Source organism: Vibrio cortegadensis, assembly GCF_024347395.1.
GTDB lineage: Bacteria > Pseudomonadota > Gammaproteobacteria > Enterobacterales > Vibrionaceae > Vibrio > Vibrio cortegadensis.
In genome coordinates this window covers 1,503,721-1,517,897 of the sequence record NZ_AP025472.1, presented here as the reverse complement: position 1 = coordinate 1,517,897, position 14,177 = coordinate 1,503,721, and the positions used below count along the sequence as shown (strand labels likewise).

9 protein-coding genes and 2 pseudogenes are annotated in these 14,177 nt (G+C 42.2%); all 11 read left to right on the top strand.

All coding sequences use genetic code 11. The features are described 5' to 3' along the window. Positions 1-29: 29 nt before the first annotated feature. Positions 30-2,483, top strand: a complete 2,454-nt coding sequence (locus OCV39_RS07290; RefSeq protein WP_261889438.1) for a HAMP domain-containing hybrid sensor histidine kinase/response regulator — start codon at positions 30-32, stop codon at positions 2,481-2,483. Positions 2,484-2,594: 111 nt separating this feature from the next. Next, positions 2,595-3,758, top strand: a pseudogene (locus OCV39_RS07285) (sigma-54-dependent transcriptional regulator); the annotation flags it as partial. A gap of 228 nt (positions 3,759-3,986) precedes the next feature. Then, positions 3,987-4,157 (top strand): annotated as a pseudogene (locus OCV39_RS21170) (helix-turn-helix domain-containing protein); the annotation flags it as partial. Continuing rightward, complete coding sequence (locus tag OCV39_RS07280; RefSeq protein ID WP_261889437.1) at positions 4,138-5,265, top strand: glycosyltransferase family 4 protein; 1,128 nt, start codon at positions 4,138-4,140, stop codon at positions 5,263-5,265. The pseudogene OCV39_RS21170 and the gene OCV39_RS07280, both read left to right, overlap by 20 nt. A gap of 200 nt (positions 5,266-5,465) precedes the next feature. Beyond that, the gene (locus OCV39_RS07275) at positions 5,466-6,677 is read left to right on the top strand and encodes a glycosyltransferase family 4 protein (protein ID WP_261889436.1); all 1,212 of its coding nucleotides are present in this window, start codon (positions 5,466-5,468) and stop codon (positions 6,675-6,677) included. Further along, positions 6,670-7,941, top strand: a complete 1,272-nt coding sequence (locus tag OCV39_RS07270) for a glycosyltransferase (protein WP_261889435.1) — start codon at positions 6,670-6,672, stop codon at positions 7,939-7,941. Before OCV39_RS07275 ends, OCV39_RS07270 begins: the two co-directional genes overlap by 8 nt. Then, positions 7,938-9,392 (top strand): lipopolysaccharide biosynthesis protein, encoded by a 1,455-nt coding sequence (locus OCV39_RS07265; RefSeq protein WP_261889434.1) that lies wholly within the window; start codon positions 7,938-7,940, stop codon positions 9,390-9,392. Before OCV39_RS07270 ends, OCV39_RS07265 begins: the two co-directional genes overlap by 4 nt. Next, positions 9,392-10,774, top strand: coding sequence for an O-antigen ligase family protein (locus tag OCV39_RS07260; protein WP_136994639.1), 1,383 nt, complete (start codon positions 9,392-9,394; stop codon positions 10,772-10,774). Before OCV39_RS07265 ends, OCV39_RS07260 begins: the two co-directional genes overlap by 1 nt. A 96-nt stretch (positions 10,775-10,870) precedes the next feature. Beyond that, a complete protein-coding gene (locus tag OCV39_RS07255; RefSeq protein ID WP_261889433.1) occupies positions 10,871-11,620 on the top strand; it encodes an acyltransferase in 750 nt (249 codons plus the stop codon). Next, on the top strand, positions 11,613-12,731 hold the full coding sequence (locus tag OCV39_RS07250) for a glycosyltransferase (RefSeq protein ID WP_261889432.1): 1,119 nt from the start codon (positions 11,613-11,615) through the stop codon (positions 12,729-12,731). The genes OCV39_RS07255 and OCV39_RS07250 overlap by 8 nt, the downstream gene beginning before the upstream one ends. Beyond that, positions 12,728-14,149 (top strand): GumC family protein, encoded by a 1,422-nt coding sequence (locus OCV39_RS07245; protein ID WP_113795587.1) that lies wholly within the window; start codon positions 12,728-12,730, stop codon positions 14,147-14,149. Before OCV39_RS07250 ends, OCV39_RS07245 begins: the two co-directional genes overlap by 4 nt. Positions 14,150-14,177 lie beyond the last annotated feature (28 nt).

Below are 14,177 nucleotides of genomic sequence, written 5' to 3'. Positions count from 1 at the left end.
ACAAGGTTCATTAGACAAAAGGTTTGACTATGACATTTCGAGCTATGACTTTTCGAGCGAAAACAGTAATCGGCATTGCACTAATAGAGATTGTATTATTGATGATCTTAGTGATTAGCTCGATGTCATTTCTTGCTGATTCAAACGAAAAACAGTTAATACAACGGGCAGATGCAACTAAAATCATGTTTGCAAAAGCCACTCAAGATGCTGTCTTATCCATGGATCTCGCCACACTGGACGACTTAACGAACGAGATCGTTGTTCTAGAAGATGTTCTGTATGTGAAAGTAATACGTAACGATAAAGTCCTAGCGTGCAGTGGCGACAAATCTCTATTAGATCGAACGCCGACCTTTGATAAGGGGTTAGATACTATTGATGACGGCATTTTTGATACACGCGTTAATATAGAAGTCGACGGCACGGTTTACGGTCACATCGATATGGGATTTGGAACCTCAAGCATTGATAACCTTTTGGCCAGTGCCCAAAAATCGATCGTTGCTATCGCCTCTCTTGAAGTCTTTCTTGTGGCTGTTTTCTCATTGGTTTTAGGTACGTATTTAACTCGAAATCTCACAAAACTCACCGAAGCCGCGCATAACGTTGCAGAGAATGGCCCCGGTTATCAAATTAAAATGGAGCAGAAGGATGAATTAGCTGAAGTCGCCAATGCCTTCGATAAGATGTCGCGTAGCCTTCAAGAAAATTACGGTGAATTAAAACTCGCGCGAAGTGAAGCCGAACAAGCCAGTGAATCTAAAAGTCGTTTCTTAGCTTCAATGTCACACGAGATTCGTACCCCAATGAATGGCGTTCTTGGTTTGTTATCTCTACTTGAGGAAACCAAACTAGATAAAGAACAGATGAAACTCTTACATACTGCAACTGAATCAGGCGAGTTGCTACTTTCAATTATTAATGACATTCTCGACTTCTCAAGAATGGATGCTAATACCTTGATTCTGGAGCATAAACCTTTCATTCTTAACACATGCATGATCGACATCGTGGATAGTTTTAATGCTCTTGCGAACAAGAAAAATATCGCGTTAGTCTGTTCGGTTGATAATACTAAACCCATTAGTGTTATCGGAGACGTCAACCGTTTCCGCCAAGTTGTGCTTAACTTACTTGGAAACGCATTTAAATTTACTTCCGAGGGGTTGATCTCCGTTCAATTGCAAACCGAAGTCCAAGATCATAATAAAATTCAAGTGACCTGCTCGGTGACGGACACAGGAATTGGCATAGAAACTAATGCCCTCGATTACCTTTTTGATGAATTTACAATGGTTGACCAAAGTTACTCACGAAGCCGTGACGGTTCCGGTTTGGGGCTTGCTATATCACAACGTCTAGCTGAGATGATGGATGGTGGTATTACGGCCAAAAGCACATTAAATCAAGGTAGCACTTTTACGTTCACCTCTTACCTAAAACTGTCAGATGAAGAGGAAAAGTCAGATAAAATTAGAAAAACGCCCCCCGTTCTTTCGGAAGCAATACGCAAATGTAAGATTCTAGTTGCAGAAGATAACAAAGCGAATCAACTCGTTATTCAAAATATGTTTCTTCATGTAGGAATGGATATAGATATCGCTGAAAATGGGAATCAAGCGGTGGAAATGGTCCTTAATGGCACCTATGATTTTGTATTCATGGATATCTCTATGCCCGAAAAAGATGGGATTGAGGCATGTAGTGATATACGAAATTTAGAGTCTTCGCTGAAATCATCGGTCCCAATTGTGGCACTGACCGCTCATGCTCTTTATGGAGACAAAGAAAAATTTATGAAAGCTGGCATGGATGACTACCTTTCGAAGCCAGTTAGAATGTTCCAACTCATCGAAATGCTAAACCGCTATTTAGATCCGGAGCGATTGTCTATTGATGAAACGGGGATGGGTTCAAGCTGTAATGATAATAACGAAGTCGCAATGATGCCAAACCAACAACAGAGATCAACCTCAGTAATGACTCAAGAACAGGGGAATTTAACCGACATGGACACAAGCAATATGGACACAACTAACGAAGCTGCACTGCAATCTAACATTAACCTTCACTCACCTGAAGACTCTGTCGCGTCGGAAGGTTTGGATTCCGAACTGATAAACCAATACGTTGATGAATCGATTTTGATTCAAATGATTGAAGATACAAGCGCAGAAGTCATTCCTCTTTTGATTGAACACTATGTCGAAGAGTGTCATGTCCGTTTAGAAAAGATATATGCGGCGATGGATGCTCAAGATATAGACTCACTCGAATTTGAAACACATACATTAGGCAGCTCTTCACTAGCACTTGGCAACCGTAAGTTGTCCACTTTAGCTCGTGCAATAGAAAAACAGTGCCTACAAAATAACTCAGAAGAAGCATTCAAATTATGTGCAGGAATAGAAGAGCTTGCTAATGCTTCAATTAAAGCGCTTAAATTACGAAGTGCTCTCGGCTTTGAAAGCCATGCTTGAAAACCATTCGAGTTCAAATATTTAATTCAATCAGATTCATAGTTATGAAAGGCTGTGCTATTAATTTGTTTATAGCGATTTTTTAATCGTATGATTTTAAAAGGAGTATGCATGCGCCCTAAAGTATTACTAGTTGAAGATTCGACCTCGCTGGCCGTGCTATATAAACAATATGTGAAAGATGAACCTTACGATATCTTTCATGTTGAAACCGGACGCGAAGCAAAAGACTTTATACAACGCAACACTCCACAATTGGTCATTCTTGATTTAAAACTTCCCGATATGTCTGGAGAAGATGTCCTAGAGTGGATTTCAAGCAACGAAATACCGACTGCTGTGATTATTGCCACAGCGCATGGTTCTGTCGATATTGCCGTCAGCCTGATTCAAAAAGGGGCGGAAGACTTCCTTGAGAAACCGATTAAAGCAGATCGACTTAAAACCTCTGTTCAACTTCATCTTAAGCGCGCTAAATTAGAGCACTTAGTTGATGATATGCAGAACAAATTTGACCGTTCTCGCTTTCATGGATTTATCGGGTCATGTTTACCAATGCAAGCAGTGTATAAAACCATTGATTCTGTTGCACCAACAACCGCCAGTGTTTTCATTAATGGAGAGAGTGGAACGGGTAAAGAGGTTTGTGCTGAAGCCATCCACAAAGAGAGTAACCGCAAAGATAAATCATTTATTGCGATTAACTGCGGCGCGATTCCTCGTGATCTCATGGAAAGTGAAATATTTGGCCATGTGAAAGGCGCATTTACTGGAGCCACCACCGATCGCAAAGGTGCGGCGATGCTTGCTCATGGTGGAACACTGTTTCTAGATGAGCTCTGCGAAATGGAACTGGAAATGCAGAAGAAGTTACTGCGTTTCTTACAAACTGGCACCTTTACCCCACTAGGTGGCAGCAAAGAGATAAAAGTTGATGTGCGTATAATATGTGCAACCAACCGAAATCCCTTATTGGAAGTTCAAGAAGGTCGGTTCCGCGAAGATCTCTATTATCGAGTTCATGTCGTGCCCATTGAGATGCCCGCACTTCGTGAGCGAGGCTCTGATATTGCGACTCTAGCGAAGCACTTTTTGAAAGTCTATGCTAAGCAAGACGGTAAGAAATTTATCGGAATTAACCGTGATGCAGAAACGATTCTAAAACGCTACACTTGGCCTGGGAATGTTCGTCAACTGCAAAATATTATTCGAAACATTGTCGTTCTTAATGATGAAACTCACGTTTCTGTTGAACATCTACCGCCTCCAATTAATAGCAAAGATACCACCACTAAGCCAATGGGGCTCTCGGCGGCGACCAAAATTCAGCAACCTGTTGAAGTACAGCCTACTTTTGTCCCTCAAATTTCTGAGCAGACGAATACAATTTCTGGACAGTCTGGCGATCTCGATGCTCAATCCATTTTAAGTGACAGCATCACAAATAGTCAGCCAGTGAGTGCCGCCGATTCGTCTATGATTAACTCGGTCTTAACTAAACCGAATGGAGACATAAGACCAATGTGGCAAATCGAGCGCGAAGCGATTCAGCATGCGATTGATTTTTGCGACGGTAACGTCCTAAATGCAGCAGTACTATTAGAGTTAAGTCCTTCTACCGTATATCGGAAGAAACAGGCTTGGGAATCCGAAAGTGAATGCGACCAAGCCTAGATTAGGCGAGATATGGTTGTTAATCGATAGCCTAACTTTTGGTGGGATAGAAACGCATGTGCTTGAGCTCGCAATCGGGCTTAAGCATTTTGGATTGCATTCAAAAAGTAAAATCCCCTCTGTCCGAGTGGTATTACTGACAGAGTATCCTGAAGAATCTGCGATCATCCAGAAATTGAATGTTGAAGGTATTCCCTACTCTTATCTTCACCAGTTAGTTGATACGGAAAATAGATCCACACAAAGATTTCATCAATTATTGAATCAACCGCTGCATCAACTTCACCTCGCCAATCGTATTCATCAACCGACACTCATTCATGCTCACGGGTATAAAGCGAGTATCTTAAGCAAATTAACTAAATTACTCTCATGGTCGCACCCTATCACTCAATTCTCGACTTTTCACGCTGGAGAAAACCCAGTAGGAAAGGTAAAGCTGTATGATCTATGTGACCGATATTCCGCTGGGCTTTCAAATAGCAATCTCGCAGTCAGTCAATTGATACAATCTAAACTGCCCGTTAAAGCTTCGGTTCTCAATAATTTCGTTAACACAGGCAATGTTACGCGTAGTAACGGACAGCAACTGGCTTTTGTTGGGAGACTAAGCCATGAAAAAGCCCCAGACCGAATCTTAGATTTAGCCAAACACTTTCCAGAACTTGTTTTTGATATTTATGGCAGCGGTCCACTTGACTCTGATTTGAGTGCAAACAAAACCTCAAATGTTAAGTTTCACGGACATCAAAATGATATGTCACTCGTTTGGCAGAATATTGGGCTGCTTATCATTCCTTCACGATTTGAAGGTTTGCCAATGGCAGCATTAGAAGCGATGTCACGTGGTATACCAGTACTAGCGATGAATGTTGGAAATCTAAGCCAACTTATTCAACATAATGAAAATGGCTTTATCGCGAATAACGCCGATCAACTGTTTGAACATCTCCAAGCTTGGCTCTCTTCTTCTGAAGGTGAAAAAAATGCCATGACTCAAAATGCGATTAACACGGTGAATAAGCACTACTCTAGTGAAGCTGTGATCCCTCAGTTTCTGAATGTGTATCAAATCCTTCCGACAAAATCTGAAAGTTCTAGTTGCTAATTTTCTGAACAAAAGCGCTTTTATATTCATACAATAGGCTCATCTCAAACTGAGAATATGTTTCTCAATATGAGAATTACGTATATAAACTCTTAACCAACCATAACCATATCCTTTAAAATCAGATAGTTAACTAACAGTTAAGTTTGGCATCACCTTTGCAATCGTATACCTATCGTCATTACGTTAGGTATATCAAAATGAAAAATAAAAAAAACATCCTATTTGTTCATTATGGTGATAACTGGATCCGAGGCAGCGAGATGTGCCTCATCCGTCTATTCAAACATTTAGACCGAGATCTGTTTGTCCCACATCTTTGGACCAACAGCCAAGCGCTTCACACACATATGAGTGAGCGTGACATATTTAGCCAACATAGTGAGTTCTCATTACTCGCTGGTTGGAGTCGCCCACGCTGTGATGTCAATGGTTGGTACCATCTGGTACAGCAAGGCTTGAACCTGATTCGTCGCAATAACATTGATCTAATTCATGTCAACAGTGGTGCGCCTTGTCAGTGGATGTGTTTGGTTGCCAAGCTTTGCAATATCCCGCTAATCACCCAACTCCACAGCGACTACCAACTACGAGATCGAATGTCGCTGGGATTACACTTATCACCGAATATCATTTGTGTCAGTAAAGCGATCAGTCTTAACCTCATTAACGAAGGTTACCCGCAAAATCGGGTCTCTATTATTCATAATGGTATCGAAGCGGATATATCAAAAAGTGCCCCGCTGAATGTAAAAGCCAAACTCAATTTAAAAGAGAGTGATTTTGTTTTAGCGACAGTCGGTTCACTCATTGAACGTAAAGGGGTTGATAGGCTTATTTCAGCAGTGAAATTGCTTGAACACCACTACCCTAATCTGCATTTGGTTGTGATTGGTGACGGTGAACAACGAGATGAGCTCGCACAACAAGTCGCCAAGCTCCACTTTATGACACGCATTCATTTTGTTGGAGAGCAGACTAACGTAGCGAATTGGTTAAGTGGTGGCGTTGATGCCTTTATCAGTGGCGCGAGAACGGAGGCTTTCGGGCTGGTTCTCGGTGAAGCCGCGCTGGCTGGTTTGCCCATAATTGCCCCGAGTACCGGAGGTATTCCAGAATTCATTACTCATAATGATACTGGCATTCTATACGAAAACAGTGGGGTTGCACCGATTGTCCATGCGATTGAAACGCTTCTTGACGACCAACCGTTACAGAAAAAACTCGGTACGAATGCATTTAACTATGTCAGCACACAATTAACTATTGAGCGCAATACTCAAGCCATCCAATCTCTGTATTTGGCGAAGATAGCTCAATCTTCTGTCCCGAAAATTTCGTTACTCGATGGCTTAAAACCACTTAAAAGCATTATCAATCATGTACCGTCTACAGGAGGTCACCATGGATAACACAGCGAAAGTCGGTGCTGAATATGGACACAGTTTAGTCTTTGATCCAATAGGTTTTTCTGGAGGTTCAAAAGTGGCGACAAGTGAAGCTTTAGCGCTATGTAACGCGAAAAATAGTCAGTTCACGATTCTGACGGCAAGCCCTAAATGTTGGTCAAACAGCTCTTTGGCCCGAAAGCATGATGTAACAATAGTAAAATTGCATATTCCATACTCACTCGCAAAGGCATCATGCGGCGGTCTATTTTGGGTAAAACAGCTTTATCTATCAATGTACATCTGCTTAACGCTATTGAGTATTAAGGTGTCCGCTTCCAACTCTATTACTAAACTGGTTGCTTGCTCTGGTCCTGGAATCGATATGAGCCTATACCTGTGCCGAACCTTAGTCGCACTTAACATTATTCAATTCATTCACGGACCAGTCGCAGCTTCTCGCTCCATTGGGTTCTGCCTGACACGCTGTGACGCTTTGTTTTATCTACCCAGTACCAAACAATCTCTTATTGACGCTCTCTCCTGTTATCTTTCAATTAAGAATGGCGATCATTACTCAGCGACGTTAGCTGAATTTGTACTGCATTCCCCACACGCTCGCACTTTTGTGAATGGTATTTCCCAGACCTGTTGGCCAACAAAAAGCCAAACCGATCATGCCTCTCTATTTTGGGCAGCATCACTTCTTAAATGGAAGGGCTTAGATCTATTGCTCAATGTACTAAAGGCTAACACTCTTAATTCCTCGCCAAATGATGCGACAACCTGCCTTCACACCACGGTTTGCTATATTCGCCCTCAAGGGATCAATCTCAATATCACGCAAGCTCCTATCGCTATTCAAAATGTTCAGTGGCACGAACAGCCAGATAATTTGGATCAACTACGATCTCAAAACAGTATTTTCGTTTCTACTAGCATCAATGAGCCGTTTGGTTTATCCATTTTAGAAGCCCTTGCCGCAGGAATGTGTGTCGTTATCCCCAAAGATGGCGCGTACTGGGATACCCAGTTAACTCATGGTCTGAACTGCATGAAATACACGCCTCAAGACCCAAAGAGCTTACAAACCATATTGCACACACTCGCCATTACCCCATTATGGCGTTCGAATATTCAATCTCGAGCTTATATTTTGGCAAAAGAGTACCAAGCTGAGACCTGTTACCTACCTATCGCCCGTTTCATTGATACCGATAAATTCACCTCTGAGATGACACTCTCTGTCTGTTCAGAGCGTTGTTCACGCACAGGGACATCGCTATGAAATTAAAATCGGCCATGGGCGATATGCTGACTTACGCAGTTGGGATATTCCTAATTAAAGGTATTTCATTGTTGATGCTTCCTGTGATGGCTCAATACCTTGAACCTGCACAACTTGGAAAACTGGAACTGCTTGCTACAGTAAGTGCGTTCCTAGGTATGTTTATCAGTGTTGCATTGCATGAAGCTCTGTATCGGTTTGCAGGAGAGAAAGCCTCCCATGAGGAGCAAAAACGCATCGCGAGCCAACTGCTTAGCTTAACGCTCACTATTTCGTTTTTAATGATAGCCGCTTTGATTGGCTTTATTCTATTCATCGATGATCTTGATGGCTGGATCTCCCCTTTATCATCAAGCGAGTTATTCGTGGTTATTGCCTCTCTCTCTTTAGAAGGCGCAATTGGTGTGGCCATGGCTTGGATTCGAATGCAAAACAAAGCCCGTCACTTTCTATTAATTAGTATTGCAACCACAACGCTACAAGTCAGTTTAATTCTCGCGGTATTGTTTACCAGTCCTAGTGTTGTACATATATTACTCGTGAGTACGGTGGCTCATATTGTTCAATTCATTTTGATTCAGGTCACTCAGCGACTTAGCTTTTCTCTTCCTAAACCGCACTATTCATCGCGGTATCTAGCGTACTGTTTCCCGCTTATGCTATCTGGGTTACTCGCTTTTGGCTTAAATGGTGCAGAACGTTGGTTGATCTTATACGCCACCAATTTAGAGCAACTTGGGTTGTATGCCATTGCAGCAAAATTCACCTTAGCCATGTGTATTTTGGTCCAGCCATTCGGAATGTGGTGGATGCCTAAACGCTTTCATGTCATCGAACAACAAGGACCAAAGCAAGCCGCTATTTATACGCAATATGGCATTGTTCTTATCGCCGCTCTAGCCGTATGTATCGCTTTTTTCGGTCAAGCTTTTATTATTATCGCCTTACCGGCGAGCTACTTATTTGCAGGAAAAATTCTCGTTGCGACACTTAGTATTGCCGTATTCAAAGAGCTTACTGAGCTGTTCAATATTGGAATACTTGCTGAAAAAAACACCCAGACTCTGTTGAGAATCAATATGCTTTGTACATTTGTTGGTCTGTCTCTGGCGTACACACTTAACTCATTTGGAATTTGGGGTATCTTAATGGCGGTATTTTTGGTTCAGGTTAGTCGCATGGTCATTGTAACCGTTGTCAGCCAACGTCTTCGCCAACTTCCTTATGATTTCAAATCGATGCTCATCCTTTTAGTGGTATGCATACTCCTGTTTTTTATTGCAAGCTACGCTCTTACTGTTTTAGCGCTAATACTAATGAGCGTTCTTGCGCCAATGATCGTTATCTTTTGTGCACTTAAACTCAAACTTGTTACCCTGCCGAGTCGAGTGGTTAACTCTGCTTTTATGTCTGAATTGTTTTCAAAATTGCATTCGCTAAGGAAAGCATAATGACATCATACCCATCACGACTTAGCTCATTCATTCTTGTCAGCCTAATCTGCGCCTTGATTGGTTTGGTGTGGATGCTTGTTCCTAACCCTGCGGTTGCTCTAGTTCTGGCTCTGCTTCCGCTTGGTGCTCTGTTTGTGATTAGCCAGACCTTCTGGCTCGTCACTCTATTTGTGGTGTTTTCATTCTTTCGTATTCACGAAGTGATCCCTGCTCTGTATTCTTTGAAAATCCCCCTATTGCTCTCTTTAGGAGCGTTATCGGCTCTTATTTGGCATACCTTAATCAGCCGAGAACTTAAAGTGTATTGGCATCCATCACTCACTTGGTTAGCGATTTTTTGGGGGCTTGTTATCGTGGGTATTGCGTTCGCTTCAAATCGTGGCATTGCCATCACCACATTTAAGAATACCTATTGGAAAATTATTGTCATGACATTAGCCATAATTTGGTTGATGAACAATATCGACAATCTCGCTCGGGTATCGGTATTAATCGTGATGGCAGGATTATTGGTGGGAACGGTCGCGCTGTCTAATTCAGTAAATGGCATTGGTTTGGTTGAAGGTTCACGAGTCACTATAGGCCGCGATATCGGTTCTGTTCTTGGCGATCCTAACGATTTAGCGCTAGTACTTATGTTTCCACTCGCCTTTGCGGCAGGGTTAGCGACAACACCCAGAGTCCATTGGCTAATTCGCTTATGCAGCATTGTCACGATTGTTATTTTAATGATGGCTGTCATCGCGACACAAAGCCGTGGAGGACTGCTTGGTTCATTAGCGGTATTCGGTATTTTTGCTATAAAGCTGATACGTTCAAAAGTTGCGTTATTCAGTATTGGAGCCATCGCGGCATTGGTTCTATACAGCGTCGCAGGGATATCTGATAGAGCATCTGGAGGTGCAGCAGAAGCAGGAATTGACGCATCCGCAATGGGAAGACTGTATGCATGGGAAGCGGCGTTCAAAATGTCACTCGACAATCCATTTACTGGCGTCGGCTTGAACAATTTTTACTCTAATTATTTCTTTTATAGTCCACATTGGGATGGACTAAATCACGCAGTACACAGCACTTGGTTTGGTGTATTGGCTGAAACGGGGATGCTTGGTTTAGTCGTGTTTATCGGATTTATCACCTCTTTGATTCTCACCGCGAGAAAGACGCTTAAGCAGATAGCCATAAAACCAAAAACTCATAACTGTTATTTAATTGCGATGGCAAATTCAGTATATGCCGGACTGATCGGAACCATTGTCTCTGCAACTTTCCTTACTCAAGGCTTCACTTGGCCCATTTATATTCTCGCTGCGCTGACTATTGCGGTATCTCACCTCACTCAAAATGCCTGTCAAAATGAGAATAATACCGCCACCTAAATATCTTCATTACTATCCAATTGAATTTATTGACTAAATTAATTGGCACAATCTGTGTAATAACCAACATATAGATAAACAAAAAGAGACAAGCTTATGTTGGCAACCAAAACAAATGAATTCAAAAGTTGGCTTAAAGATCATCCAAATCCTAAATTTCGCAATTTGTTTCTCTTTTTGAAACAAGCTCGAATGGCTGAATTACCAACGCCACACATCATGAACAAGATTTTTTATGGTGTTTATACGTTTGCGCGAAATAGCATTAACGAAACTCTCAGAATCCTTTTTCACACTCCAGCTTTTAAAGGAAGACTTTCACGTTACGGAAAACGCCTCTACCTATATGGTGGCATTCCCTACATTTCGGGTCCACTCACAATCAATATTGGGAGCGACTGTCGAATATCAGGTCAAACGACATTCAGCGGGCGATCCTCTTCTCAATCTCCTACCCTCACACTTGGACACAATATTGGTATTGGTTGGCAAACGACCATTGCTGTCGGTCAGCAGGTCGTATTAGGGGATAACGTAAGACTGGCAGGTGGTGTATTTCTCTGTGGCTACTCTGGGCATCCTCTCGATCCTGTTCGCCGGGCGATAGGTGAAGCTGATGATGAAACACAAGTGGGAAACATCATTTTAGAGAAGGACGTTTGGCTCGGGAGTAATGTGACCGTAATGAGTAACGTAACGATTGGTCAAGGTACGGTGGTTGCCACTGGTAGCGTCGTCACCAAAGATCTCCCACCCTTTGTCATTGCAGCAGGTAACCCCGCGAAAGTGATTCGCTCGATCCCCGATAGCCAAACCCATCAAACAGAAGGAGAACGTTATGCATGATCTCATAGTATTCGGTGAAGATTTTGGTGGCTTGCCTTCGAGCACACAACACTTAATTAAGCGTTTAGCTCAAAACCGCAAAATCGTTTGGGTAAACTCTATCGGTTTGCGTCAACCCAAGCTCAATCGTAAAGATATTTCACGAGCAGCCAATAAGTTGATGGGAAAAAGCAAGGGAGATACACAGGGCATGTCCGATGCCATCGTGCATCCAAATATCACCATCGTTAACTTAAAAACGATTCCTGCGCCTCAATCTAACTTTGTTCGGAAAATGGCAAAAGATTTAATACTCAAACAGTTACTTCCGATAATTGAAAAACTCAACCTAAATCAGCCTATTCTTTGGTCGTCGCTTCCAACCGCTGCTGATATTTGTGGGCATTTGGGTGAATACGCGGTGGTGTATTATTGTGGTGATGACTTCTCCTCACTTGCCGGTGTTGATCATAAAACAGTCAACACTCATGAGCAAAAAATGTCTCAAAAAGCCAATCTGATTTTTGCCGCGAGTGACGCAATTCGTGACAAATTCCCTAAATGTAAAACTCAATTATTACCTCATGGTGTTGATGTTGAACTCTTTTCTACCCCAACGGTAAGAGCAAATGATTTACCTAGTTCGCATCGACCAATTGCAGGCTTTTATGGCAGCTTATCGGAATGGTTAGATTATGATTTGATAACGAACGTCGCCACGACTTTGCCAGATTGGGACTTTGTTTTTATCGGCCCCAACGAAATGGAGACGCTGTTATTACCATCACTCGCCAATGTTCACTATCTTGGAGCAAAGCCCCACGCAGAGCTTCCTCGCTATTCTCAACATTGGGATGTTAGCCTGCTTCCATTCAAATCAAACAAACAGATTCAGGCATGCAGCCCATTGAAACTGATGGAATACCTGGCGACTGGAACACCCATCGTCACAACCGATTTTCCTGCAATGCACCCCTACCGACATTACTTGCATCCCATATCGACAAGCGATGAGATGATCCGGGCTTTAGAAGTCGCACGACATGAGCCAAGGCTTAGAACCGATATTGTCAGTGAAGAGAGTTGGGACAACCGGAGTCAGTTTGTTAGCTGGATGTTGGAGTTATTATGATTAATCTTAAAATACGTTTACTTGTGTTGTTAAGTTCGGCTTGGCATAGACGCTATATCATTTTACTTCCAATTATTATCCTTCCTTTAATGGGGTTGGCAATCAGTAAAATGACCCCTCGCGTTTATCAAGCTCATACCAGTATGCTTATCCAAGAGACGGCGAAAATGAACCCTTTCCTGGAGGATTTGGCCGTATCAACCATGCTGAAAGACAGAATCAATGCGTTGAGAACCTTACTAAAAAGCCGTCACGTATTAATGTCCGTTGCACTTGAGCAAGGCCTGATAAACGATCAAATGAGTGGTAGTGAAAAAGAACAAGTGATCTCTAAGCTATCAAGCCGCCTCAATATCTCTCAACTTGGTAAGGATTTCCTCAAAATTCATTTAACCGCGAGTAACCCTGAAGGGATGAAAGAGATGCTCGAATCCATCAGTGGTCACTTCATAGAGCAATTGCTTGCACCTGAACGCTCGTCTATAAAAGATTCCAGCGACTTTCTTACTATTCACATTAACAAACGATATGACGAGCTTGACCAGTCAGAACAAAAATTGGCTGATTTTAAAAATATCAATTCATCTGTAAGCCCTGAAATGCAGGGACAAAGCTTAAATCGATTAGCAACATTGAAACAGTCTTTAGCAGAGAAAGAAGCCGAACTTTCAGGTGTTAAAAAGAGCTTAGGTAGCATTGATCAACAGTTGTCTCAGACCAATCCAGTTGTTGGTAAGCTTGAAGAGCAAATTATAGAAATTAGAAGTGATCTAACTCTTCTTAGTGCCAAATACACAGATAACCATAGCGCAGTGCAAGCCAAACAGAGAGAACTCAACCGTTTAGAGCTTGAGAGAACTGCCCTGCTCGGCAAATCCCAACCTAAACTCAATTCTGACCAATTATGGGATATTGCAAGCAGTAATACGCTATCGAGTTCTTCAGACAATCAACCGCTGTTAGTCACCCAACTACACAGCTTACAGTCTGTTCGTAGCAAATTTGAATCACTGAGTGAAGAGACAAAAAGTCTGCGCAAAATGATATTTGAACTGGAACAAAAGGCGAATAATTTTGGTAGCAATGCGAAAGAACTCTATCGATTACAGCGCGATGTTCAAGTAAAAAGACAGCTATATGAAGAGTTGGTCGAACGTTATGAGATGGCACAATTAACGGGTTCTCTAGGGGCGTTTGAACACAGTAAACGAGTAAAAATTATTGACCTTCCTTATACTCCAAGTCTGCCATCCAATATGCCGAGTATCATTTTCATCGTTGCAGGTTTATTTGCAGGTATTGCATTGGGGATAGGTCTAGCAACGTTACTTGAAGTGTTTGATACGCGAGTTCGCCGTCGTGATGAGGTTGAACAAATCTTAGGTGTTCCTGTTATCACGACCATTCCACACGCTTAAATGCTTTCCACTTTTTACAGCCAAACTT